This is a genomic window from Streptomyces sp. NPDC002787 (assembly GCF_053592095.1).
Map to the genome: position 1 here is coordinate 16,360 of NZ_JBSFVC010000022.1, position 24,222 is coordinate 40,581.

Consider the following 24,222-nt stretch of genomic DNA (forward strand, 5'->3'; position numbering starts at 1 on the left):
GCACTTGCACCTTTCCTTGGTTAGCGGCACTATCCAATCATGGGTACTCGGATAGTGCCGCTCACCAACGAGGGGGAGTCATGTTCGGGAAGCGTGTGACCGCCGGCCGTACCACCGCCGACGCCGAGGGTGACGTCGTCGTCCTGCTCATCGGCGTACGCATCAACCACTTCTGGGCCGTGCACCACTGGGGGCCGGTCATGGCGGCGATGCCGCGGATGCTGCGGGAGCTGCGCAAGGACCCGGCCCGGGGGCTGCTGAACGCGGTGCTGCTCACGGCCTCGCCGCGGACGTACTACGTCGTCCAGTACTGGGAGTCCAAGGAGAAGCTGTACGGATACGCGCACGCGCCCGACGCGTTCCACCGCGTGGCGTGGGCGGCGCTCAACCGCAAGGAGCGCAAGGGCAAGGGGCGGCAGCACGTGGGGCTGTGGCACGAGACGTATGTGGTGCCGGAGGGGTCCTACGAGTCTATCTACGCCGACATGCCGGCGTTCGGGCTGGCGGCCGCGCACGGGCAGGTCGCGGTCGAGCGGCGGGGGCGGTCGGCGCAGGAGCGGTTCGCTCATCGGGCGGGCAAGGAAGCGACGGCCTAGCTGGTCGCCGTGAGGGAACTGCGGTCGGGCGGCTGCGGGGTTCGTCGTGGTTGCTCGCGCAGTTCCCTGCGCTCCTGGCCCGGCCGTGCTGCCGTGATCTCATGAGAAAAGGCCTGCCGCGGCGTTGAGGCAGGCCTTTTCATGGTGGGACGGGGCTTTGGGACGGTCAGCCTGTGCGGCGCAAGGCCTCTGACAGGCGGCCCGCGGCGTCGATGACCGCCTGCGCGTGCATGCGGCCCGGGTGACGGGTCAGGCGCTCGATGGGGCCCGAGACGGAGACGGCGGCCACCACACGGTTCGACGGGCCGCGCACGGGGGCCGAGACCGAGGCCACGCCCGGCTCGCGCTCGCCGATGGACTGGGCCCAGCCCCGGCGCCGTACGCCCGAGAGGGCGGTGGCCGTGAAGCGTGCGCCCTGGAGGCCGCGGTGCAGGCGCTCCGGCTCCTCCCAGGCCATGAGGATCTGCGCCGAGGAACCGGCCTTCATCGTGAGGGTCGAACCGACCGGGACCGTGTCCCGGAGTCCGGACAGGCGCTCCGCCGCGGCGACGCAGATGCGCATGTCGCCCTGGCGGCGGTAGAGCTGAGCGCTCTCGCCCGTCACATCCCGTAGGTGCGTGAGCACCGGGCCCGCCGTCGCGAGGAGGCGGTCCTCGCCGGCGGCCGCGGCCAGCTCGGCCAGCCGGGGGCCGAGGATGAAACGGCCCTGCATGTCGCGTGCCACCATGCGGTGGTGTTCCAGAGCCACGGCCAGGCGGTGGGCCGTGGGTCGTGCGAGTCCGGTGGCGCCGACCAGACCCGCGAGGGTGGCCGGACCGGACTCAAGGGCGCTCAGGACCAGGGCCGCCTTGTCCAGAACGCCGACGCCGCTACTGTTGTCCATGCAACGATACTCGCGTCTCACTCTGTGAAACGCAAGTTCAATTTCGCGTGGACCTTGCCACTCTGGAAGCAGAACAAACGGCTCGCGGACCAACGAGCCGGGCGGCCGGCGCGCGGTGCTGCGACTCAGTGGGGCATGGGCGCTCGCCACCTCCGTATCTCTAGTTGGGCCGGCGCACGGACAAGCCGGCCGGAGGGAAAGCGATGGGTAGGACACTCGCGGAGAAGGTCTGGGACGACCATGTCGTCCGGCGCGCCGAGGGCGAGCCCGACCTCCTCTTCATCGATCTGCACCTGCTGCACGAGGTGACCAGCCCCCAGGCCTTCGACGGTCTGCGCAAGAGCGGGCGGAAGGTGCGCCGACTCGACCTGACCATCGCGACCGAGGACCACAACACCCCGACCCTCGACATCGACAAGCCGATCGCGGACCCGGTCTCGCGTGTCCAGCTGGAGACGCTGCGCGCGAACGCCGCCGAGTTCGGTGTGCGGCTGCACCCGCTGGGCGACGTCGAGCAGGGCGTCGTGCACGTCGTCGGCCCGCAGCTGGGTCTGACCCAGCCCGGCATGACCGTCGTCTGCGGTGACTCCCACACCTCCACCCATGGCGCCTTCGGCGGTCTGGCGTTCGGCATCGGCACCTCCCAGGTGGAGCACGTGCTGGCCACCCAGACGCTCCCGCTGGTCCGCCCGAAGACCATGGCCATCACGGTCGACGGCGAGCTGCCCGAGGGCGTCACCGCCAAGGACCTGATCCTGGCGATCATCGCCAAGATCGGCACGGGCGGCGGCCAGGGCTACGTCCTGGAGTACCGCGGTTCCGCCATCGAGAAGCTCTCGATGGAGGCCCGGATGACCATCTGCAACATGTCGATCGAGGCCGGCGCCCGCGCGGGCATGATCGCCCCCGACGAGACCACCTTCGCGTACCTCAAGGGCCGCCCGCACGCCCCCGAGGGCGAGGACTGGGACGCGGCCGTCGCGTACTGGAAGACGCTGAAGACGGACGAGGACGCGGAGTTCGACGCCGAGGTCGTCATCGACGCCGCCTCGCTGTCGCCGTTCGTCACCTGGGGTACCAACCCCGGCCAGGGTGCGCCGCTTTCGGCGGACGTCCCCGACCCCGCTTCGTACGAAGACGCTTCGGAGCGCCTGGCCGCCGAAAAGGCCCTGGAGTACATGGGGTTGGAGGCCGGGCAGCCGCTGCGCTCCATCAAGGTGGACACCGTCTTCGTAGGCTCCTGCACCAACGGCCGCATCGAGGACCTGCGCGCCGCCGCCGAGCTCGTCAAGGGCCGCAAAGTCGCCGACGGCGTACGGATGCTGGTCGTCCCCGGCTCCGCGCGGGTCGGACTGCAGGCCGTCTCCGAGGGTCTGGACGTCGTCTTCAAGGAGGCCGGCGCCGAATGGCGGCACGCGGGCTGCTCGATGTGCCTGGGCATGAACCCCGACCAGCTGGCCCCGGGCGAGCGCTCCGCGTCCACCTCCAACCGCAACTTCGAGGGCAGGCAGGGCAAGGGCGGTCGTACGCACCTGGTCTCGCCGCAGGTCGCCGCCGCGACGGCCGTACTGGGCCACCTGGCGTCCCCCGCCGACCTGTCCGACGCCGACACCCGTACGCCCGCTGGAGTCTGAGAGCCATGGAAGCATTCACCAAGCACACCGGCCGGGCCGTCCCGCTGCGCCGCAGCAACGTCGACACCGACCAGATCATCCCCGCCCACTGGCTCAAGAAGGTGACCAGGGACGGCTTCGAGGACGGGCTGTTCGAGGCCTGGCGCAAGGATGAGAAATTCATCCTCAACCAGCCGGAGCGCGAGGGCGCCACCGTCCTGGTCGCCGGTCCCGACTTCGGCACCGGCTCCTCCCGCGAGCACGCGGTGTGGGCGCTGCAGAACTACGGCTTCAAGGCCGTGATCTCCTCCCGCTTCGCCGACATCTTCCGCGGCAACTCGCTCAAGAACGGCCTGCTCACGGTCGTGCTGGAGCAGAAGATCGTGGACGCGCTCCAGGAGCTCACGGAGAAGGACCCCGAGGCCGAGGTCACGGTCGACCTGGAGGCCCGTGAGGTGCGTGCCGAGGGCATCACCGCCTCCTTCGAGCTGGACGAGAACTCCCGCTGGCGGCTGCTGAACGGGCTGGACGACATCTCCATCACCCTCCAGAACGAGGCGGACATCGCCGCGTACGAGGCCAAGCGCCCGTCGTACAAGCCGAGGACGCTGAAGGTCTGACCCGTCGGCGCGACGTACCCCTCCGGGCGGCTCGCGCAAGGCGGATTCCAGCCACGGTGACACCCCCAGGTACCCCCAATCGTGCACGGTTGGGGGTACCTGCATGTCCGGGTTCGGAGACCTTCGAAGTCATGTGCAGAAAGGTTTCAACTCCCCTAGTTACAAAGGTGATTGCCGGGGTACGCGCACCATGATGCGGCATCGTTCGGGGGTGCTCCGGAAGCCCCCGGGAGACGGCAGTTGCCCCCTGCGCAGGCGACAACTCGCCCCAGATGGCACAATCTGTGCATGGAACACGACGGCCAACTCGAGCTCTATGCGGCGGTCGCGAGCCAACTCAAGGAAGCGCACGCAAGGGTGCGCGCACTGCAAGTCCCGGAGGGCGTACGCATGGCGCTGACCCGGAAGCTGCTGGTCATTACGGCCGTGGCCAAGCACGATCTCGCCGACGCGGCAAGGCGTCTGGAGATCTTCATGACGGACCTGGACGAGGGGCGAATGCCCGCAGAGGAACGCTGAAGGAACTCCATGACCGCCGAGTTCGTTGCGGCACAAGGGTGATAAGCCCGTTTCGTGTTTGATTTGCGGTATATATCTGCCTAACGTGCGAAAAAGCTTGAACATTTCGTTCTGGCGATGTCTCCGAAGGGGAAGACGTGAACAAGGCGCAGCTCGTAGAAGCGATTGCGGACAAGCTCGGTGGTCGTCAGCAGGCCGCCGACGCGGTCGACGCCGTCCTGGACGCCATCGTCCGGGCGACGGTCGCTGGTGAACGGGTCTCGGTCACCGGCTTCGGTTCGTTCGAGAAGGTCGACCGCCCGGCCCGTTACGCCCGCAACCCGCAGACGGGTGAGCGGGTTCGGGTCAAGAAGACCTCCGTGCCGCGTTTCCGCGCGGGCCAGGGCTTCAAGGACCTGGTGAGCGGTTCGAAGAAGCTTCCCCGTGGTGGCGAGGTCGCGGTCAAGAAGGCCCCCAAGGGCAGCCTGAGCGGTGGGGCTTCGGCGACGGTCAAGAAGGCGGCGGCGAAGAAGACGACCGCGAAGAAGACCACCGCCCGCAAGACCACCGCGGCCGCCAAGAAGACGACGGCGGCCGCGAAGAAGACCACGGCGAAGAAGACGACCGCCAAGAAGACGGCGACGAAGTCGACCGCCGCGAAGAAGACCACGGCGGCGAAGTCGGCGACGGCGAAGAAGACGACCGCGAAGAAGGCGCCGGCGAAGAAGGCCACGGCCACGAAGGCGCCGGCCAAGAAGTCGACGGCTCGCAAGACGACCGCGAAGAAGACGACTGCGACCCGCCAGTCGTAGGGCGCCGGGTACTCACACGCGCCGGGCCGGGCTCCTGTGGATGGAGCCCGGCCCGCGGTGTGTTCTTGGGCGGATTCGGGTTCCCCGCACCCCTTCGGGACGCGGCCCCGGCCCAGCTCTTCTCAGAACGTCTGCAGGGTGATCAGGGTGATGCGCAGGGCTTCGCCCTTGCCCTCTGTTTCGATGCGCACGCGTTGGCCCGGGCGGAGGAGGCGCAGGGCGCCGGCGTCGAAGGCCCGGGCGTCGAAGGGGACGGGGGTGCCGTCGTCGAGGAGGACCTGGCCGGTGCGGGTGGTGGGGTCGTAGGTGTACGCGGTGGCCTGCATGGACGCAGCCTACTGGCCGGGGATCAGCAGGCGCGCGGCCGCGGCGGCCGTACGGGGGCCGACGCCGAGGGTGAGGGCGGCGCGCAGGTCGCCGCCGGTGTCGACGTCCTGGCGTACGGAGTCGACGGTGTCGAGTGAGAGTTCCACGGCGCCGGAGCGGCGGTGGCGCAGGCGGGAGTCGGGGCCGAAGGCGGGGGAGAGATCGTGCCCGGGGGTCGCGGCGAGCAGGGTGGTGCCGGTACCGGCGGCGTCCGGGAGGAAAGCGCGGGGGAACGCGGTGGCCGCGTTCAGGACGCGGGTCAATTCCGTGGGCCGCAGGGCGGGCAGATCGGCGTTCAGGGCCGCCACGGGGCTTTGCGGGCGTGCAGCGCGCACGATGGCCGTTCCGTGCCGCAGAGCGGCGTTCAGGCCGTCTTGGGGGCCATCGCGGGGATCCTCGGGGACCGTGCGGGCGCCCAGGGCCGTCAGCTCGCGGGCGGCGAGGGGGTCGTCCGTGACCACCACCACACCACCGACCGCCCTGGCGGCCAGGGCCGCGGCCACCGTGTCCTGGGCGAACGCGAGCGCCAGGCCGGGGCGCACCCCGTCGGCAGCGGTGTCCGAGAGCCTGCTCTTGGCCCGCGCCAGGGGCTTCAGGGGTACGACCAGGGTCCACTGCACGGGCGTTCCGTCCCTCTCTTGTCGCGGCCATTGTCACCTGGGAGCCATGGGGCGCCGCAGGGTGGGGCGTACGGTGTTCTCGACAGACCGGTGGCCCGGGGCGACACTTGTGCGGCTCCGGACCCCGGGGCAGGCCCTGGGAAGTCCTAGAGGAAGGTGTCCGCGTGCCCCGCCGCAGAATCGGCTTCTGGTACCGCCTCGCCGCGGTGATCGCCAAACCGCCACTGGTGGTGCTGATCAAGCGGGACTGGCGCGGAATGGAGAACATTCCGGCCGAGGGTGGATTTATCACCGCAGTGAACCACAATTCTCATGTCGACCCCTTTGCGTACGCCCACTATCAGTACAACAGCGGCCGTGTTCCGCGATTTCTCGCGAAGAGCGCTCTCTTCGGCAAGGGATTCGTCGGCGCCGTCATGCGTGGCACCGGACAGATCCCCGTCTATCGCGAGAGCACCGACGCGCTGAGCGCCTTCCGGGCCGCGATCGACGCCGTGGAGCGCGGCGAGTGCGTCGCCTTCTACCCCGAGGGCACCCTCACCCGCGACCCGAACGGCTGGCCCATGACCGGCAAGACCGGCGCCGCGCGGGTCGCCCTGCAGACCAGGTGCCCGGTGATCCCCGTCGCCCAGTGGGGCGCCAACGAACTTCTGCCGCCGTACGCCAAGAAGCCCAACCTCCTGCCGCGCAAGACCCACCACGTGCTCGCGGGCCCGCCCGTCGACCTCTCGCGCTTCTACGGCCAGGAGATGACCCCCGACCTGCTGAAGGACGCGACGGAGGTCATCATGGCCGCCATCACCCACCAGCTCGAGGAGATCCGCGGCGAGAAGGCGCCCGAGACGCCGTACGACCCGAAGCGGGAGCGGATCGAGCAGCGGCGCAGGACAGCCCGGGCGGTCGTCGACCATCACAAGCAGCAGCGGCACGGCATGATCCAGCGGACACAGGCACATCAGGAAGAGGGGCAGGGCAAGTGAGCAAGCCGGTCAAGGCGGCCGTCTTCGGCACCGGTTCGTGGGGCACGGCCTTCGGCATGGTGCTCGCGGACGCGGGATGCGACACCGTTCTGTGGGGGCGGCGCCCGGAACTCGCGGACGCGGTCAACTCCACCCGGACCAACCCGGACTACCTGCCCGGCGTGGAGCTCCCGGAGAACCTGCGGGCCACCACCGATCCCGCCGAGGCCGCCGCGGACGCCGACTTCACCGTCCTCGCCGTCCCCTCCCAGACCCTGCGCGCCAACCTCGCCGAATGGACGCCCCTGCTGGCCCCCGACACCGTCCTCGTCTCCCTCATGAAAGGCGTCGAACTCGGTTCCGCCATGCGGATGAGCGAGGTCATCGAGGACGTCGCCAAGGTCGGCCGGGACCGCGTCGCCGTCGTCACCGGGCCCAACCTGGCACGGGAGATCGCCTCGCGCATGCCCGCCGCCTCCGTGGTCGCCTGCACCGACGAGGCGGTCGCGCAGAAGCTCCAGACCGCCTGCCACACCCCGTACTTCCGCCCGTACACGAACACCGACGTCGTCGGCTGCGAGCTGGGCGGCGCGGTGAAGAACGTCATCGGTCTCGCCGTCGGCATCGTGGACGGCATGGGCCTCGGCGACAACGCCAAGGGCTCCCTCATCACCCGTGGTCTCGCCGAGACGACCCGCCTCGGCCTCGCGATGGGCGCCGACCCGCTCACCTTCTCCGGACTCGCGGGCCTCGGCGACCTGGTGGCCACCTGCTCCTCGCCGCTCTCCCGCAACCACACCTTCGGCACCAACCTCGGCAGGGGCATGACCCTGCAGGAGACCATCGCGGTCACCAAGCAGACCGCCGAAGGCGTCAAGTCCTGTGAGTCCGTGCTGGACTTGGCGCGCCGGCACGGTGTCGACATGCCCATCACCGAGACGGTCGTCGGCATCGTCCACGAGGGCAAGCCGCCCGTGGTCGCCCTCAAGGAGCTGATGTCGCGTTCCGCCAAGCCGGAGCGACGCTGAGCGAAACCGGCCGTGGGGGCGCTGACTGCCGCACTACCAACGGGTACTCTCAACGCGATATGAGCACCGAGAACCTTCCCCAGAGCCCTGAGCAGCCGCCCCGCAAGCCGCGCGTGGCCGTCGTCTTCGGCGGCCGCAGCTCGGAACACGGGATCTCCGTGGTCACGGCCGGCGCCGTCCTGCGCGCCATCGACCGGACGAAGTACGACGTCCTGCCGATCGGCATCACCAGGGAAGGCCGTTGGTTCCTCACCGCCGACGAACCGGAGCGCATGGCGATCATCGACCGCCGCACGCCCAGCGTCGAGGAGCTCGCCGAGTCGCGGGAGGGCGGCGTGGTGCTCCCCGTCGATCCCGCCAACCGCGAAGTCGTCTACAGCGAGCCCGGTTCGGTGCCCAAGGCCCTCGGCGAGGTCGACGTCGTCTTCCCCGTCCTGCACGGCCCGTACGGCGAGGACGGCACCCTCCAGGGCATGCTGGAGCTCTCCGGCGTCCCGTACGTCGGCTCGGGCGTCCTCGCCTCGGCCGTCGGCCAGGACAAGGAGTACATGAAGCGGGTGTTCACCTCCTTCGGGCTCAAGGTCGGCCCGTACGTGGTGATCCGGCCGCGCGAGTGGCAGCTCGACGAGTCCGCCGCCCGTAAGAAGATCATCGACCTCGCCGGTGAGCACGGCTGGCCCCTCTTCGTGAAGCCCGCCCGCGCGGGTTCCTCCATCGGCATCACCAAGGTCGACGACCTCTCCGGCCTCGACGAGGCGATCGCCGAGGCCCAGCGGCACGACCCGAAGATCCTCGTCGAGGCGGCCCTGCGCGGCCGCGAGATCGAGTGCGGCGTCCTGGAGTTCGAGGACGGCCCCCGCGCTTCCGTCCCCGCCGAGATCCCGCCGCCCGAGGCCCACGCGTACTACGACTTCGAGGCCAAGTACATCGACTCCACCCCCGGCATCGTCCCGGCCCCCCTCACCCCGGAGGAGACCGCCGAGGTCCAGAAGCTCGCGGTCGACGCCTTCGAGGCGGCCTCCTGCGAGGGCCTGGTCCGCGCGGACTTCTTCCTCACGGAGGACGGCGATTTCGTGATCAACGAGATCAACACGCTGCCCGGTTTCACGCCGATCTCGATGTACCCGGCGATGTGGAAGGCGAGCGGCGTGGAGTACGTGGAGCTGGTGGACCGCCTGATCCAGGCGGCGCTGCGCAGGCCGACGGGCCTCCGCTGAGGCGTACCCCTGATGGGCCGGAGGCCCAAAAGGGCGCGGGAACCTGCGCGACCAGCCACAAGCGGGCCGCAGCCTCCCGACGGCCGTCCTGGCAGACGACTAGGAAGCAACCCCCTCAGGTATCGCCTTCTTGATCGCGGGCGCCAGCCCCACCAGTATCGGCGAGGTGTCCTCCCCGGCCCGATCCGCCGACACCGCAACCTCCACATACGCGGAGCGATTCGCCGTGGTGAAGCGGTACGACCCGTCGTCCCGCTTCTCCATCAGCCAGTCCACCCCGTCGACGGCCCCGGCCACGGCATCGGCATCCCGCCCCTCGGCCACCCCGGGGTCGATCATCTTGGGCGGCTGGGGCACACCACAGCGCAGTATGATCACCGCGTCGCCCCAGCCCGCCGTCAGCTCGGAGGCCGGCTGGGGATCCTGGCGGCTGAGACCGTCCACCTCGCGCGGCAACACCTCGTCCAGGTTCCGGCACAGTTTCACGGCGGCAGCCCCAGCGCTGGGAACCGCCGCCGAGCCGCCGTCGTCTGCTGAGGAGCAGCCCACGACGGCGATCAACGACATGGCCAGGACGGGCAGCCCGAGGCGAACGGGGTGCCGGTGACGCGAGGAGTTCACCGGCCAAGGGTAGACGGGGGCTACAGATGTACGACCGGGCAGGTCAGGGTGCGGGTGATCCCGTCCACTTGCTGGACCTTCGCGACCACCAGTCGGCCGAGGTCGTCGACGGTGTCGGCCTGGGCGCGCACGATGACGTCGTACGGACCCGTCACGTCCTCGGCCTGGATGACCCCAGGGATCTTGCTGATCGTGTCGGCGACGGTCGACGCCTTGCCGACCTCCGTCTGGATCAGGATGTACGCCTGTACCACGGAACCTCCAGGGCGGCCACGAGGATCATGTGGATCATGTCGGGAAAAGGAACGCCACGGTATCGCGTCGCCGAGCGCCAGGGGGAGACCCAGGGAGGCCGCGCCGCACGCACCGGGGTGCGGGGACGACGGAAGTTGACGGTCCACTCGACCGTACCGAGGACGACAACGGCCCGCGACCGGGCGCGAGTGACACTGGAAGCGGCACGAGAAGGGGCGATACGACGATGAAGGGCACCGTGGGAGAGCTGGGGGAGTTCGGGCTCATCAGGGAGCTCACCTCCCGGCTCACCACCACCCCGGCGGTCCGGGTCGGCCCCGGCGACGACGCCGCCGTGGTGTCCGCGCCGGACCGCCGGGTCGTGGCGAGCACCGATCTGCTCCTGGAGGGGCGGCACTTCCGGCGCGACTGGTCCACGGCGTACGACGTCGGGCGCAAGGCGGCCGCGCAGAACCTCGCGGACATCGCCGCCATGGGTGCCGTGCCCACCGCGCTGCTCCTCGGGCTGGTCGCGCCCGCCGAACTCCCGGTGACCTGGGCCACCGAGCTGATGGACGGCCTGCGCGACGAGTGCCAGGTGGCCGGCGCCGCCGTGGTCGGCGGTGACGTCGTACGCGGCGACACCATCATGATCTCGATCACCGCGCTCGGTGATCTGCGCAACCACGAGCCCGTGACCCGGGGCGGAGCCCAGCCCGGCGACGTCGTGGCCGTCACCGGCTGGCTCGGCTGGTCCGCCGCCGGGCACGCCGTGCTCTCCCGGGGCTTCCGCTCACCGCGCGCCTTCGTGGAGGCCCACCGGCGCCCCGAGCCGCCGTATCACGCGGGCCCCGCCGCCGCCGGCCTGGGCGCGACCGCGATGTGCGACGTGAGCGACGGGCTGATCGCGGACCTGGGGCACATCGCGGAGGCGAGCAAGTGCCGCATCGACATCCGCTCCGGCGCGATCGACATCCCCTCCCAGATGAACGACATCGGGCAGGCCGTCGGCGTCGACCCCATCCAGTGGGTCCTCACCGGCGGCGAGGACCACGCGATCGTGGCGACCTTCCCGCCGGACGTGAAGCTGCCCGCGCGCTGGAAGGTGATCGGCGAGGTCCTCAACCCCTCGGCGCTGCCCCAGGTGACCGTGGACGGGGCACCCTGGACGAGCAAGGGCGGCTGGGACCACTTCGGGGACATCGAGTCATGAGCCTCCCCAGGGTCCTGACGGTGGCGGGCTCCGACTCGGGTGGCGGGGCCGGCATTCAGGCCGACCTGAAGACGATGCTCGCGCTCGGCGTGCACGGCATGAGCGTCGTCACCGCCGTCACCGCGCAGAACTCCCTCGGGGTGCAGGGCGCTTGGGAGCTGCCGGTGGAGGCCGTACGGGCCCAGTACCGCAGCGTCGTCGACGACATCGGCGTCCAGGCGGTCAAGACCGGCATGCTCGCCTCCGCCGAACTGGTCGAGGCGGTCGCCGAGTTGCTGGCGGCCACGGACGCGCCGGTCGTCGTCGACCCCGTCGGCGTCTCCAAGCACGGCGACCCGCTCCTCGCCGCCTCCGCGGTGGACTCCGTACGCGAGCGGCTGCTGCCGGTGGCGACCGTCGCCACGCCCAACCTCGACGAGGTCGCCCAACTCACCGGCGTACAGGTGGGGTCGGAGGCCGGTATGCGCGAGGCGGCCGAGGCCGTGCTGGCGTACGGGCCGCGATGGGCGCTGATCAAGGGCGGACATCTGCCGGGAGAAGCCGTCGACCTGCTGAGCGACGGCTCCGAGGAGCACTGGCTGCGGGCCCCCAGGTACGACAACCGGCACACGCACGGCACGGGCTGCACCCTCGCCTCCGCGATCGCCGCGCAGCTCGCGAAGGGGCGGACGGTGCCGGAGGCCGTCGCGGCGGCCAAGGAGTACGTCACCGGGGCGATCTCCGCCGGGTTCGCGCTCGGCGGCGGCATCGGGCCCGTGGACCACGGCTGGGCCCTCACCCGGGGTACTCCGGCGGCTTGATGTCCGTCGCCGGCTTCCCGGTGACCCGTAGGTAGGGCGTCGTCGGGGACGGCAAAAAGCCGGTCCACCCCAGGTGGACCGGCTCGATGCAGCGAACCAGCAGTGGCCGCGCGCTTAGCTGTGCGTCAGCGCGAGACCTTGCCGGCCTTGATGCACGAGGTGCAAGCGTTCACGCGCTTCGGCGTCCCGCCGACCACGGTACGGACGCGCTGGATGTTGGGGTTCCAGCGACGGGACGTACGGCGGTGCGAGTGCGAGATGTTGTTGCCGAAGCCCGGCCCCTTGCCGCAGACGTCGCAGTTGGCAGCCACGGGTCACTCCAAAGACTTCAGATGCACTAACGGTTGATCCCGGCAGGCCGGGATCGTGATCATGGGATCAGAATCTGAGTGGCGTTGCCAGGGGAGAGCCCGATGTGGATCGGGCAACCGGAGCAGCATACAACGGCTGCGCCGGTACAACGAAACTACCATGGCTGCTCAGGAGCCCTGCCCACGCCCTCTTCCGGTGTCCACCCCTCCAAGGTCTACTCTGCGTCCCAGTCCAGCAGCTCAAGGAGGCGCAGGTGCCGCAGGTGCCGCAGACATTCTTCGATGCTCTCGCGGTGCGCACCTGGTGCGGACTCGCGCTGGCGGCGCTGGGACGCGCGCGCGAGGAGATCGACGCCATCAACGTCTACCCGGTGGCCGACGGCGACACGGGCACAAACCTCTACCTGACGATGGAGTCGGCCGCGGCGGCCGTGGAGGCGGTGTTCGCGGGCCACGAGGCCGGCGGCTCGCCCACGAGTGAGGGGAAGCCCACGCTCGCCGAGGCCGCGCGGGCCATGGCGCACGGCGCGCTCATCGGGGCCCGGGGGAATTCCGGGACGATCCTCGCCCAGTTGCTGCGCGGCATGGCCCAGGTCCTCGCCGACGACGGTGAGGCCGTCCACACCGACGGGCAGGGCCTCCGGCTCGCCCTCCGGCACGCCGCCGACTCCGCCCGCGACGCCGTAGCCCACCCGGTCGAGGGCACCGTCCTCACGGTCGCCTCCGCCGCGGCCGACGCGGCCACCGGCGCCGGTGGCGGTGGCGACTGCGGCACGGTCGCCCGCGCCGCCTACGAGGGCGCGGGTACGGCCCTGGCGGCGACCCCCGGCCAACTGGCCCCTCTGGCCCGCGCCGGCGTCGTGGACGCGGGCGGGCGGGGTCTGGTGGCGGTGCTGGCGGCGCTGGTGGAGACGTTCACGGGGGAGGCGCCGAGGACGGTGGCGGTTCCGGCCGTGCACGCGCGCGTGGCCGACGCCCCCGGTGCCGTGGCGGAGGTGTGCGAGGCCGATGACCGGCCCGGGGCGGGCGGGCCCGCCTTCGAGGTGATCTACTTGCTGGAGGCGGAGGACACGGCCGTGGCCCGCCTGCGGAGCCGTCTGGACGCGCTGGGCGACTCGCTCGTGGTGGTCGGCGGGGACGGGCTGTGGAATGTCCATGTGCACGTCGACGACGCCGGGGCCGCCGTGGAGGCCGGGGTCGAGGCCGGGCGGCCGTACCGGATCCGGATCACGCACTTCGGGGCCGAGGACGCGCACATGACCGGTGAGGCCGGGCGGCAGCCGCGTGAGCGCGCCCAGCGGGCCGTCGTGGCCGTCGTGCTGGGGGAGGGGCTGGCCGGGCTGTACACCGAGGCCGGCGCGACCACCGTGCTGGCCCGTCCCGGGGAGCCGCCCGCCAGCGGGGAGCTCGTGGAGGCCGTACGACGTGCCCACGCGCGCGAGGTGGTGCTGCTGCCCAACGACGCGGACCTGCGCCACACGGCGGCCGCCGCGGCCGAGCAGGCCCGCGCCGAGGGTGTCCGGGTCGCCCTCATCCCCACCCGCTCGGCCGTCCAGGGCATCGCCGCCCTCGCCGTCCACGAGCCCGACCGCCGCTTCGACGAGGACGTCGTCTCCATGACCTCCGCGGCCGGCGCCACCCGCTACGCCGAGGTCGTCATCGCCGAGCGCCAGTCCTGGACCATGGCCGGCATCTGTCAGGCCGGCGACGTCCTCGGTCTCATCGACGGGGACGTCGCCGTCATCGGCGACGACGTCACGGCCACGGCGGCCTCGGTCGTCGACCGCATGCTCGCCGCCGGCGGCGAAATGGTCACCCTGGTCCTCGGCGACGAGGCTCCCGCCGGTGTCGTGGACCACGTGGAGACGCGGGTGCGAGAGGGGCACCTGGCGGTGGACACGGTGGTCTACCGGGGCGGCCGCCAGGGCGCGCTGCTCCTGATCGGCGTGGAGTAGGCCGAAAAGGGGCGCGGGGAACTGCGCGAACGGGGTCCGGGGCGGAGCCCCGAGTCTTTGACGGGGGTCGAAGGGGCACCGCCCCTGGGAGGGGACGGGTAGGGGCGGCGGGGGCGAGAAGAGCCAGGGGGCACCCCCGGCTCAGCCCTCCCCCGCCACCTCCCGCAGCCGCTCCGCCTCCGCCCGCCGAGCCACCGCCGTCTCGTCGTCGCGGTCACCCAGCGCGACCAGAACGGCCCGCGCCCGCCCCCCAGCGGCAGCCCCCCGCTGAAGATCCGCCTCCAACCACCCCGCGGCGAGCTCCGCGGCCGTACGCGCGTCGACGAAGTCCGCCCCGAGGGAGTCGTACACCGACACCGCCCGCTCGACGAACACGAGCGCCTCCTCGAAGACCGGCCGGAAGGAGGCGAGGTCCGCGTCCTCGGCCACGGACCGGGCGAGCAGGTCACCGAACTGCCGGTACGTCTCGCCGAGTTCCGCAACGACGCGCCGCCGGTTCTCCTCACCGGCCACATCGGACAGGGCCGCCTCGCACCCCACCACCGCGTCACCCATCAACTCACGCGCCACGTCGAGGTCGGCCCCCTCACGATCCGCGCGCCCCGCGTACCAGGCCCGCGCCCGCAGCGCCCGGACATACCCGTGGACGTTCCCCAGCTCGCCCCAGAGATCGACGGCACGCGCGTACGCCCGGTCGGCCTCGGCGGGCATTCCCGCGCGCGCGAGGGCCTCGGCGGCGAGATGGGCGAGCATCGCGTGGTCGCGCTGCTCGGGCCAGTGCCGGGCGATGTCGGCCGCCCGCAGCCACCGTTCGGCGGCCTCGCGGTGCTCACCCAGCTCGGTGTGGCAGTCTCCGAGCCACCACAGGGTCTGGGCGACGGCCCCTTCCCCGTGCGTCTCGGCAGTGAGATCCGGCAGCGCCGACTCCAGCACCTCGGCCGCCTCCGCCCAGCGCCCCAGCCGCAGCAGGAACCCGCCGAGCAGATGCCGCGCCCAGGCGCCCAGCGTGGTGCCCTCGCCCGCCTCGTCGGCCCAGTGCGCCGCCTCCAGGGCGTGCTCCGCGGCCTGATCGACCCGCTCACCGGCGCCGAGCAGCTCGGCCAGCTGGAGGTGCAGCTGGGCGTGGCCCACCGGCTCCAGATCCGCCCCGCCGTGCTCCAGCGCCGCCCGGGCCGCCCCCTCGGCGGTCTCCAGGTCCCCCAGATGCTGCGCGACCCCGGCGAGCCGCGCCTCGTACTGCACCGCGAACCACGGCAGCCCGGCGGCCACATACCGCTCCGACGCCTCCGCGAACAGTTCGGCGGCCCTCTCTGCGTCCCCGCCGTGCGCGGCCAGTTCCCCGAGCATCGCCTGGGCCTCCGCAGCTCGTGAGGCCAGCCGCACGTCCTGCGCGCGGCGCGGCTCGACGAACTCCGCCAGCTCCCGCACGGCGGCCTCGGCGGGGGCCACCGCGTCGGCCCCCTCCGACTCGTGCATCCGCTGGACGAGTATCCGCGCTCGCCCCACCAGCACGGACGCGGTCTGCCGCACGCCCGTCCCGCCGTCCGCCCAGAGGGCGAGGACCTTCTCGTACGGCTCGGAGATCAACTCCAGGGCCGCATCCGAGTGCCCCGTCAGGGCGTGGACGTTCGCCCCACGCGCGCGTGCGGCCAGCGCCTCGCCGGGGTCGCCGGCCTCCTCGTACAGCTCGGCGGCCCGTTCGAACAAGGCGCGGCCCTCGGGTCCGAGGCCGATCGCCTCGTGGTCGACGATCTCCGCACGGTCCCAGGCCTCCAGTTCCCCGCCCTCGGCCCGCGCGGCACGCGCCACGGCGGCCCAGGCGTCGACCGAACCCGGGTGCAGGGACGCGGAGAGCCGCCGCGCCTCCGCGAGGAGGGAGGGCAGGTCGTCCGGGGCGGCGGAGGACTCCGTCCGCTCCACGGCGGCGGGCTGCCGGGGCGCGGGCACCGGCACGACGGTCCGCGTCGAGCGCACCCCCAGCGGCAGCCGGTCCAGCAGCGGCGACCGGTCCATCCGCTCCCGGACATGCGTGCTGACGTACGCCGTGCCGTTGCGCTCGTCGAAGAGCGCGGCCAGGGAAAGGGCCTCCTCGCGCGCGTGGGAGGCCAGTTCGCGGGCGGTCCAGGTACGGCCGGGGGGACCGGGGACGGTCTGATCGTCGAACCCACGTGCGGTCAGGCGGTTCATGAGGAGCGCGACCACGCTCATGAAGTCCAGCTTGCTGCGCGGGTCCCCCGAGTCCGTGAAGTACGCCGGACGCTCGGCCAGCAGCTCCAGGCCGCGCGCCTCGTTGCCGGTCAGGGCACAGAACTCCACGTGGTCCGCGTACGCGCCCCGCATGCTCTCCATGGCCCGCACCAGCCGGAAACCCCGCAGATGGTGGCCCCGCGCCTCGTCCGTCCGTCCCAGGCGCAGCAGCGGGACCAGGGACGACGCCAGGATGGTGTGCGGTTCGTGGGCGCAGGTGTACTCGCCCTCCAGGACCGGCGCCCACAGCTCCAACGCCTCGTCGTCCCTGCGCTGCCGGGCCTGCCACCAGCCCTGGCCGTGCAGCTCGCAGGCGTGGCAGTCGGCCATGGCGTCCCGGTCGGCGGCCAGCCACGCCCCGTACGCACGCTCGGCCCGCCCCAGGTCACCGATGTGCGCGGCCACACTGAACTCGGCGCTGCGCACGGCCCGTTCCGAGTGCCCGGCGAGCCGGTAGCGGTGCTCCATCTCGCCGAGCCACTTCTCGATGGAGGCGAGCGGGATGTGCGGCTGGTTCAGCATGCCGGCCGACATCCACTTGAAGACCCAGTGCAGGGAGTGGATCTCGTACTCGTCGAAGTCCTCCGGGCGCTCGTCCCACATGCGCAGCAGACGCGCGAAGGGGACGAACATCTTGTCCTTCTCGGAGCTGTAGTTGTAGACCTTCAGCTGGTGCCCGAGCGCCTCGATCACGGCGAGCGGGACGTTCAGCTTCTCGGCCTCCGCGAGCAGCCGCTCCGCGCGCGCGTTGCGTGCGGGACCCTCCGGCTGCTCGTAGTTCTCCGCCATGGCCCGGCGCAGCTCGTCGAAGTCCATGGAATCCATGACGTCACTCATCCGCGGCCGCCCTCCCCGAAGCCGAAGCCCGAACCGGACCCAGGACCGGAGCCGGGCCCCGACCCCGGCTCGGTGTGCGTGGCCCACTCCAGCAGGCCGATGAACGCGCGGTTCAGCAGCGCCGAGTCGGCGGGCCTGAGCGGCCGCTGGGCCATCAGCAGGGCCTGCCCGTACAGGGACTCCGTGGCCGTGCCGATCAGCTCCCGGTCGGTCAGGGAACTGATCCGCCGGATCAACGGGTTGAGGTGGTTGAGGACCAGCCGCGCGCGCGGGGCGCTGCCCCGCAGCGAGCCGAGGATGCCCGCCCACAGGTCGTCGGCCTGCTCCTCGGCCTCCGCGCGGGCCTGCTCGTGCCGGGAGGACCGGTCGTCCAGGTGCAGCGCGGGCACCGACAGCGGATGGAAGGCCCTGAGCACCACATCGCACCCCAGGGGATCGAGCTTGGCACGCGCGGCCGACAGGAAGCCCGCCAGCGCCAGCTCCACGTCCGGGTCCACCGTGTCCAGGTGCGCGGTCACCGTGTCGGCGTCCAGCTCGGCGACGACCGTCCCCGGGCGCACCGACGGCAACGCCTCGACCAGCTCGCTGTCGTACGTGTAGCCGCCGTTGACCACGCCGACGCCCTGGGCGGACGCGATCGGCGCGACCTGCCGGTACTCCTCGACGGTGCGCGTGAAATGGACCACCGGGTGCCGTTGTGCGAACTCCTCCAGGGACAGCCGTCCGTCGGTCGTCTCGAAGGGCAGCCACGGCAGCATCGTGCGCAGCATCTCCCTGTCGTGCCGCGCCAGGGACTTCACGCCCAGGTAGTGCACCGACAGGAAGGCCGCCAGCCGCTCCGGATCACCGGCGGCCAGCCCCGTGAGCCAGCCGCGGATCCGCTCGCCCAGCGCCTCCCGGACGGCCGCCAGGGTCTCGTCCTCGTACAGCGACTCCCGCGAGGCCGTGGGCCGCAGACTGTCCGTGTCCAGCACACAGCGCACGAAGAACGCCCAGTCCGGCAGCAGCTGTTCGGCCCGCTCGGTGAGCAGCATGCCCTTCAGATGCACCCGGTGGCCCGCCCGCTGGGCCGGGCTGACGGCCGAGGGCAGGACGTACGCCACACCCCGGATCCCGGCCAGCGGCACGTCCAGGTCGATCGAGTCCAGCGGAGTGAACCCGAACAGGTCGTGACAGTGCCGCGCCAGGGCCACCTTGCGGGTGCTGGGGGAGGGGTACGCGCGTTCCCAGGGCGCCGGCAGATCGGTGACCGCCTCGTCGCCCACCCGGACGTCGTACGGCAGCAGCGACCCGAAGTCCCGCGCGAGTGTCAGCACGCGCGCGTGGGAGAGCCAGTCGGCCGTACCGGGCCGCGCGACCAGGTGCACGGTCGTGCCCGGTTCGGGACACGCCTCGTCGGGCAGCGTCCGCACGGTGTACGAGCCGTCATCGGCCGCCGTCCACTCCACGGGCGGCGCGTCCGGCGTACGGGCGCTGCGGCTGACCACGCGGATGCGTTCGGCGACCACGAAACAGGCGAGGAGCCCGATGCCGAACTGCCCCAGGAAGTCCGAGCGGACCTCCTGGATGCCACCGTCGCCGCGCTTGGAACTGCGCCCGATCGTGGCCAGCAGGCTGTGCACGTCCGCCTCGGTGAGCCCGATGCCGGAGTCCTCCACCCACAGCGCGCCGCCCTCGGCGAACAGCCGTACCCGGGCGGGAGCGTCGGGCTGCTCGGCGCGGCGCGCGGTGATCGCGTCCACGGCGTTCTGCAGCAGCTCGCGCAGATAGACCTTCGGACTGGAGTAGAGGTGGTGCGAGAGCAGATCCACCAGGCCACGCAGATCGACCTGGAACGTATGAGGTGACTGGGGTGACTGAGGAATCCGAGGTGCCTGGGATGACTGTGAGGTCATTGAATCCATCGTCGCAGCGCCGGTGGGAGGGGAATCTGGCGACGGCGGCGGGGTCGGGCGGTCCCGCGAGACGGTGACCGCGGACGGAGGCGGCAGGGCCCGACTGCTGGGCCCGGGAGTGCGTCATCCTAGGCGCGAACGACCCGTCTGACCAGCGGATTTCGGGGACGTATACGGGATTGTCAGTGCCGTGGTGTGCAATGGATCTCGTGCCCGCGCTCGAAGAACCGCTCAAGAACACGCTCGGCGCCGCCACCGCGAAGGTGATGGCCGAGCACCTCGGCCTGCACACCGTCGGGGACCTGCTGCACCACTATCCCCGCAGGTACGAGGAGCGCGGGCAGCTCACCCACCTCGCCGACCTGCCCATGGACGAGCACGTCACGGTGGTCGCCCAGGTCGCCGACGCCCGCCTGCACACCTTCGCCTCCGCCAAGGCCCCCCGGGGCAAGGGCCAGCGCCTCGAAGTGACCATCACGGACGGCAGCGGCCGCCTCCAGCTCGTCTTCTTCGGCAACGGCGTGCACAAACCCCACAAGGAGCTCCTCCCCGGCACCCGCGCCCTCTTCGCCGGCAAGGTCTCCGTCTTCAACCGCCGCCTCCAACTGGCCCACCCGGCCTACGAACTGCTGCGCGGCGACGACGTCACGGAGACCGTCGACACCTGGGCCGGCGCCCTCATCCCGATCTACCCGGCCACCGCCAAGCTGGAGTCCTGGAAGATCGCCAAGGCGGTGCAGACGGTCCTGCCGAGCGCGCAGGACGCCGTCGACCCCCTGCCCGACTCCCTCCGGGAGGGCCGAGGCCTGGCCACCCTCCCCGAAGCCCTCCTGAAGATCCACCGCCCGCACACCAAGGCCGACATCGAGTCCGCCCGCGACCGCCTCAAGTGGGACGAGGCCTTCGTCCTCCAGGTGGCCCTGGCCCGCCGCCGCCACGCCGACGCCCAACTCCCCGCCGTCGCCCGCCGCCCCGCCCCCGAAGGCCTCCTCACCGCCTTCGACGCCCGGCTCCCCTTCACCCTCACCGAGGGCCAGCGCAAGGTCTCCAAGGAGATCTTCGACGACCTGGCCACCGAGCACCCGATGCACCGGCTGCTCCAGGGAGAGGTCGGCAGTGGGAAGACCATGGTGGCCCTCCGCGCCATGCTCGCCGTCGTCGACGCGGGCGGGCAGGCGGCCATGCTGGCGCCCACCGAGGTGCTCGCCCAGCAGCACCACCGGTCGGTCACCGAGATGATGGGCGAGCTGGCCGAGGGCGGCATGCTGGGCGGCGCCGAGCACGCCACCAAGGTGGTGCTGCTCACCGGCTCGATGGGCGCCGCGGCCCGCCGGCAGGCGCTGCTGGACCTCGTCACCGGCGAGGCCGGGATCGTCATCGGCACCCACGCGCTGATCGAGGACAAGGTGCAGTTCCACGACCTGGGCCTGGTCGTCGTGGACGAGCAGCACCGCTTCGGAGTGGAACAGCGCGACGCCCTGCGCGGCAAGGGCAAGCAGCCGCCCCACCTCCTCGTCATGACGGCCACCCCCATCCCGCGCACGGTCGCCATGACCGTCTTCGGCGACCTGGAGACCTCGGTCCTCGACCAACTCCCCGCCGGCCGCTCACCCATCGCCAGCCATGTCGTCCCGGCCGCCGACAAGCCCCACTTCCTCGCCCGCGCCTGGGAGCGCGTCCGCGAGGAGGTGGAGAACGGCCACCAGGCGTACGTCGTCTGCCCCCGCATCGGCGACGACATCGACGAACCCGCCGACCCGAAGAAGTCCGGCAAGAAGTCCCCCGAGGACGAGGCGGAGAAGCGCCCGCCCCTCGCCGTCCTCGAGGTCGCCGACCAACTCACCAAGGGCCCCCTCCAGGGCCTGAAGGTCGAAGTCCTGCACGGCCGTATGCACCCCGACGACAAGGACGCGGTCATGCGCCGCTTCGCCGCCGGCGAGACCAAGGTCCTGGTCGCCACCACGGTCATCGAGGTAGGCGTCAACGTCCCGAACGCCACCGCCATGGTGATCATGGACGCCGACCGCTTCGGCGTCTCCCAGCTCCACCAGCTCCGCGGCCGGGTGGGCCGAGGCTCCGCCGCGGGCCTCTGCCTCCTGGTCACCGAGATGCCGGAGGCGAGCGCCGCCCGTCAGCGCCTGGGCGCCGTCGCCTCCACGCTCGACGGCTTCGAGCTCTCCCGCATCGACCTCGAACAACGCCGCGAGGGCGACGTTCTCGGCCAGGCCCAGTCCGGCGCCCGCACCAGCCTGCGCATGCTGACCGTCATCGACGACGAGGAGATCATCGCGGAGGCGAGAGAGGAGGCGGCAGCGGTGGTGGCCGCCGACCCGGACCTGGAGCGCCTGCCTGCGCTGAGGACAGCCCTGGACGCCTTGCTGGACGAGGAGAGGGAGCAGTACCTGGACAAGGGCTGAGGGCAGTGCGCCCCTTCAGGGGCGCGGGGAACCGCGAGAGCAGCCACGACGAACCCGCAGCCGTTCACGGTGCTCACGCACCCCCCATCTCCGACTGCCAGACTGGACCCGTGACCACGCCCTCGAACAAGGACCCACGATGACCCGCGTGATCGCCGGCGCAGCCGGCGGACGCCGTCTCTCTGTGCCGCCCGGCACAGGAACCCGGCCCACCTCCGACCGCGCACGCGAAGGCCTCTTCTCCACCTGGCAGTCCCTCCTCGGCGGCCCCCTCGACGGCGAACGGGTCCTCGACCTGTACGCGGGCTCGGGCGCGGTCGGCCTGGAGGCCCTCTCCCGAGGCGCCGGCCACACCCTCCTCGTGGAGGCCGACGCACGAGCGGCCCGCACCATCCGCGACAACGTCCGATCGCTCGGCCTCCCCGGCGCCGAAGTGAGGTCGGGCAAAGCGGAGCAGATCATCCAGGGCCCGGCGCCGGAGAAGCCGTACGACCTCGTCTTCCTCGACCCCCCGTACGCCGTCTCCGACGACGATCTTCGCGAGATTCTGCTCACACTCCGTACCGGGGGGTGGCTAGGCGAGGAAGCCCTCGTCACCGTGGAGCGCAGCACCAGAGGCGGTGAATTCGCCTGGCCGACCGGTTTCGAAGCCATCAGGGCCCGTCGCTACGGCGAGGGAACGTTTTGGTACGGTCGCGCCGCCTCTACGTGCGAAGACGCACGATGACCGGACCGGAGAGCGAGGGATCCCAAGTGCGCCGTGCCGTCTGTCCCGGGTCGTTCGACCCCATCACCAACGGCCACCTCGACATCATTGGCCGCGCCTCCAAGCTGTACGACGAGGTCTACGTCGCGGTGATGATCAACAAGTCCAAGAAGGGCCTGTTCGAGGTCGAGGAGCGGATGGAGCTGATCCGCCAGGTCACCGGCGAGTACGCGAACGTACGCGTGGAGGCCTTCCACGGCCTCCTCGTCGACTTCTGCAAGCAGCGCGACATCCCCGCCATCGTCAAGGGCCTGCGCGCGGTCAGCGACTTCGACTACGAGCTGCAGATGGCCCAGATGAACATCGGCCTGTCGGGCGTGGAGACCCTCTTCGTCCCCACCAACCCCACCTACAGCTTCCTGTCGTCCTCCCTGGTCAAGGAGGTCGCGACCTGGGGCGGCGACGTCTCCCACCTGGTGCCCCCGCTCGTCCTCCAAGCGCTGAGCGAGCGACTGAAGCGGGACTGAGCGGACGAAGGTCCCCCGCTGGCCGTACAGTCGACCCGACCGTCTCCAACACAGCTGTAGAGAGTGGCGAGCACACGGTGGACCACACGGTGGACGTGCAGAAGAAGCTCGACGAGATCGTCTCGGTGGTCTCCGGCGCCCGATCCATGCCCATGTCGGCCTCGTGCGTGGTCAACCGCGCCGAACTGCTCTCCCTGCTCGAAGAACTGCGCGCCGCCCTGCCCGACTCCCTCGCCCAGGCCAGGGAGCTGATCGGCGACCGTGACCACATGGTCGAGCGGGCCCGCCAGGAGGCCGAGCGGATCATCGAGCACGCACACGCCGAGCGCGGCTCCCTGATCTCCGACACCGAGGTCGCCCGCCGCTCCCAGAACGAGGCCGACCGCATCCTCTCCGAGGCCCGCCAGGAGGCCGAGGAGGTCCGCGCCGAGGCCGACGACTACGTCGACTCCAAGCTCGCCAACTTCGAGGTCGTCCTCACCAAGACCCTCGGTTCGGTCGGCCGGGGCCGCGAGAAGCTCCTCGGCACGGGCCCCGGTCTCGACGAGCAGGGTTACGAGGACGAGGACGCCCCCGAGCGCAGCCACGACCCCGAGACCCTGCGTCGCGACGCCGACGCCTACGTGGACGCCAAGCTCGGCGCCTTCGAGGCGGTCCTCGCCAAGACCCTGGAGGCGGTCGGCCGCGGTCGGCAGAAGCTCCACGGCCGCATCGCCACCGACGACCTCGGCGCCCTCGCGCTGAACGACGACGGCACCTCTCCGCAGCTCACCAGCGACGCCGACTACCTGGCCGGACTGGCCGAGCTCTCCGACACCCCCGCCCAGCGGTCCCCGTCCGTGCCGGGGCAGCAGTCGTACGGCCAGCAGCAGGACGCGTACCAGGCGACGGCGTACCAGCAGGATCCGTACGGCGGCTACCAGCAGCAGTACACCCAGCCCCAGCAGGCCGCCGATCCCTACGGCTACCAGCAGGCCGACCCGTACGCGGCCGGCTACCCGCAGCAGCCGGCGTACGACCCGAACCAGGGCCACCAGGACCAGCAGGGGCCCCAGGGGCACCAGGACCATCAGGGGTACGCGCAGCAGCCGGCGAACGCGCTCGACGAGACCAGCCTCTTCGACACCACCATGATCACGGCGGAGCAGCTGCGCCGCTACGAACAGGGCCGCTGACAGCGGATTGGGCCGTGAGCGAAAGGTCCAGTATCCTGGCTCTTCGGTCGCGCGTGCGTTCATGCTGTCCGC

At 71.4% G+C, this 24,222-nt stretch carries 23 protein-coding genes; 15 read left to right on the plus strand and 8 right to left on the minus strand.

From position 1 onward, the window contains the following. Window positions 1–80 precede the first annotated feature (80 nt). Complete coding sequence (locus tag ACWD26_RS28380) at window positions 81–596, plus strand: DUF4188 domain-containing protein (protein WP_451274781.1); 516 nt, start codon at window positions 81–83, stop codon at window positions 594–596. Between the two features lie 166 nt (window positions 597–762). Here the strand turns inward: ACWD26_RS28380 and ndgR are convergent, their stop codons facing one another. Then, entirely contained in the window at window positions 763–1,479 is a 717-nt protein-coding gene (ndgR, locus tag ACWD26_RS28385) for an IclR family transcriptional regulator NdgR (protein WP_020270051.1), read from the minus strand. A 203-nt stretch (window positions 1,480–1,682) separates the two neighbouring features. Here ndgR and leuC point away from each other — a divergent pair, with 203 nt between their 5' ends. From leuC to ACWD26_RS28405, 4 genes are all read left to right on the plus strand, one after another. Continuing rightward, window positions 1,683–3,113, plus strand: a complete 1,431-nt coding sequence (gene leuC / locus ACWD26_RS28390; RefSeq protein WP_451274782.1) for a 3-isopropylmalate dehydratase large subunit — start codon at window positions 1,683–1,685, stop codon at window positions 3,111–3,113. A gap of 5 nt (window positions 3,114–3,118) precedes the next feature. Next, a complete protein-coding gene (gene leuD, locus ACWD26_RS28395; RefSeq protein ID WP_451274783.1) occupies window positions 3,119–3,712 on the plus strand; it encodes a 3-isopropylmalate dehydratase small subunit in 594 nt (197 codons plus the stop codon). A gap of 288 nt (window positions 3,713–4,000) precedes the next feature. Further along, the gene (locus ACWD26_RS28400) at window positions 4,001–4,231 is read left to right on the plus strand and encodes an SCO5555 family protein (protein ID WP_451274784.1); all 231 of its coding nucleotides are present in this window, start codon (window positions 4,001–4,003) and stop codon (window positions 4,229–4,231) included. 137 nt (window positions 4,232–4,368) lie between these two features. Next, the gene (locus ACWD26_RS28405) at window positions 4,369–5,022 is read left to right on the plus strand and encodes an HU family DNA-binding protein (RefSeq protein ID WP_451274785.1); all 654 of its coding nucleotides are present in this window, start codon (window positions 4,369–4,371) and stop codon (window positions 5,020–5,022) included. 122 nt (window positions 5,023–5,144) lie between these two features. Here the strand turns inward: ACWD26_RS28405 and ACWD26_RS28410 are convergent, their stop codons facing one another. Continuing rightward, entirely contained in the window at window positions 5,145–5,348 is a 204-nt protein-coding gene (locus ACWD26_RS28410) for a hypothetical protein (protein WP_451274786.1), read from the minus strand. 9 nt (window positions 5,349–5,357) lie between these two features. Beyond that, a complete protein-coding gene (cofC, locus tag ACWD26_RS28415; RefSeq protein ID WP_451274787.1) occupies window positions 5,358–6,008 on the minus strand; it encodes a 2-phospho-L-lactate guanylyltransferase in 651 nt (216 codons plus the stop codon). A 164-nt stretch (window positions 6,009–6,172) separates the two neighbouring features. On the opposite strand from cofC, the gene ACWD26_RS28420 reads away from it, so the two are divergent. From ACWD26_RS28420 to ACWD26_RS28430, 3 genes are read left to right on the plus strand one after another with little or no spacing between them, the layout of a single operon-like run. Next, entirely contained in the window at window positions 6,173–6,988 is an 816-nt protein-coding gene (locus ACWD26_RS28420; protein ID WP_451274788.1) for a lysophospholipid acyltransferase family protein, read from the plus strand. Beyond that, a complete protein-coding gene (locus ACWD26_RS28425) occupies window positions 6,985–7,995 on the plus strand; it encodes an NAD(P)H-dependent glycerol-3-phosphate dehydrogenase (RefSeq protein WP_451274789.1) in 1,011 nt (336 codons plus the stop codon). Before ACWD26_RS28420 ends, ACWD26_RS28425 begins: the two co-directional genes overlap by 4 nt. A 59-nt stretch (window positions 7,996–8,054) precedes the next feature. Continuing rightward, window positions 8,055–9,212, plus strand: coding sequence for a D-alanine--D-alanine ligase family protein (locus ACWD26_RS28430; protein WP_451274790.1), 1,158 nt, complete (start codon window positions 8,055–8,057; stop codon window positions 9,210–9,212). Between the two features lie 99 nt (window positions 9,213–9,311). Here the strand turns inward: ACWD26_RS28430 and ACWD26_RS28435 are convergent, their stop codons facing one another. Further along, a complete protein-coding gene (locus ACWD26_RS28435) occupies window positions 9,312–9,833 on the minus strand; it encodes a DUF3515 family protein (RefSeq protein WP_451274791.1) in 522 nt (173 codons plus the stop codon). A gap of 20 nt (window positions 9,834–9,853) precedes the next feature. Beyond that, entirely contained in the window at window positions 9,854–10,087 is a 234-nt protein-coding gene (locus ACWD26_RS28440) for an Lrp/AsnC family transcriptional regulator (protein WP_055512560.1), read from the minus strand. 227 nt (window positions 10,088–10,314) lie between these two features. Between ACWD26_RS28440 and ACWD26_RS28445 the strand changes: the two genes are divergently transcribed. Then, window positions 10,315–11,280 carry a thiamine-phosphate kinase gene (locus tag ACWD26_RS28445; protein WP_451274792.1) on the plus strand — a complete coding sequence of 322 codons (966 nt, stop codon included), beginning with the start codon at window positions 10,315–10,317 and terminating at the stop codon, window positions 11,278–11,280. Then, entirely contained in the window at window positions 11,277–12,080 is an 804-nt protein-coding gene (thiD, locus tag ACWD26_RS28450; RefSeq protein ID WP_451274793.1) for a bifunctional hydroxymethylpyrimidine kinase/phosphomethylpyrimidine kinase, read from the plus strand. Before ACWD26_RS28445 ends, thiD begins: the two co-directional genes overlap by 4 nt. 125 nt (window positions 12,081–12,205) lie before the next feature. On the opposite strand, the gene rpmB is transcribed toward thiD, so the two are convergent. Continuing rightward, window positions 12,206–12,391, minus strand: a complete 186-nt coding sequence (gene rpmB / locus ACWD26_RS28455) for a 50S ribosomal protein L28 (protein ID WP_003993230.1) — start codon at window positions 12,389–12,391, stop codon at window positions 12,206–12,208. Window positions 12,392–12,645: 254 nt separating this feature from the next. Between rpmB and ACWD26_RS28460 the strand changes: the two genes are divergently transcribed. Beyond that, a complete protein-coding gene (locus tag ACWD26_RS28460) occupies window positions 12,646–14,346 on the plus strand; it encodes a DAK2 domain-containing protein (protein WP_451274794.1) in 1,701 nt (566 codons plus the stop codon). Window positions 14,347–14,487: 141 nt separating this feature from the next. On the opposite strand, the gene ACWD26_RS28465 is transcribed toward ACWD26_RS28460, so the two are convergent. Beyond that, window positions 14,488–17,430: a tetratricopeptide repeat protein gene (locus ACWD26_RS28465; protein WP_451274795.1), complete on the minus strand. Its 2,943-nt coding sequence runs from the start codon at window positions 17,428–17,430 to the stop codon at window positions 14,488–14,490. Continuing rightward, window positions 17,427–19,334, minus strand: coding sequence for an HSP90 family protein (locus ACWD26_RS28470; protein WP_451274796.1), 1,908 nt, complete (start codon window positions 19,332–19,334; stop codon window positions 17,427–17,429). The genes ACWD26_RS28465 and ACWD26_RS28470 overlap by 4 nt, the downstream gene beginning before the upstream one ends. 191 nt (window positions 19,335–19,525) lie before the next feature. Between ACWD26_RS28470 and recG the strand changes: the two genes are divergently transcribed. From recG to ACWD26_RS28490, 4 genes are all read left to right on the plus strand, one after another. Further along, a complete protein-coding gene (gene recG / locus ACWD26_RS28475) occupies window positions 19,526–21,742 on the plus strand; it encodes an ATP-dependent DNA helicase RecG (RefSeq protein WP_451274797.1) in 2,217 nt (738 codons plus the stop codon). Window positions 21,743–21,881: 139 nt separating this feature from the next. Further along, a complete protein-coding gene (gene rsmD, locus ACWD26_RS28480) occupies window positions 21,882–22,469 on the plus strand; it encodes a 16S rRNA (guanine(966)-N(2))-methyltransferase RsmD (RefSeq protein WP_451274798.1) in 588 nt (195 codons plus the stop codon). Between the two features lie 26 nt (window positions 22,470–22,495). Beyond that, window positions 22,496–22,975 (plus strand): pantetheine-phosphate adenylyltransferase, encoded by a 480-nt coding sequence (gene coaD, locus ACWD26_RS28485; RefSeq protein WP_451274799.1) that lies wholly within the window; start codon window positions 22,496–22,498, stop codon window positions 22,973–22,975. Between the two features lie 89 nt (window positions 22,976–23,064). Then, a complete protein-coding gene (locus tag ACWD26_RS28490; protein WP_451274906.1) occupies window positions 23,065–24,150 on the plus strand; it encodes a cell division initiation protein in 1,086 nt (361 codons plus the stop codon). The last annotated feature ends 72 nt before the right edge of the window (window positions 24,151–24,222 follow it).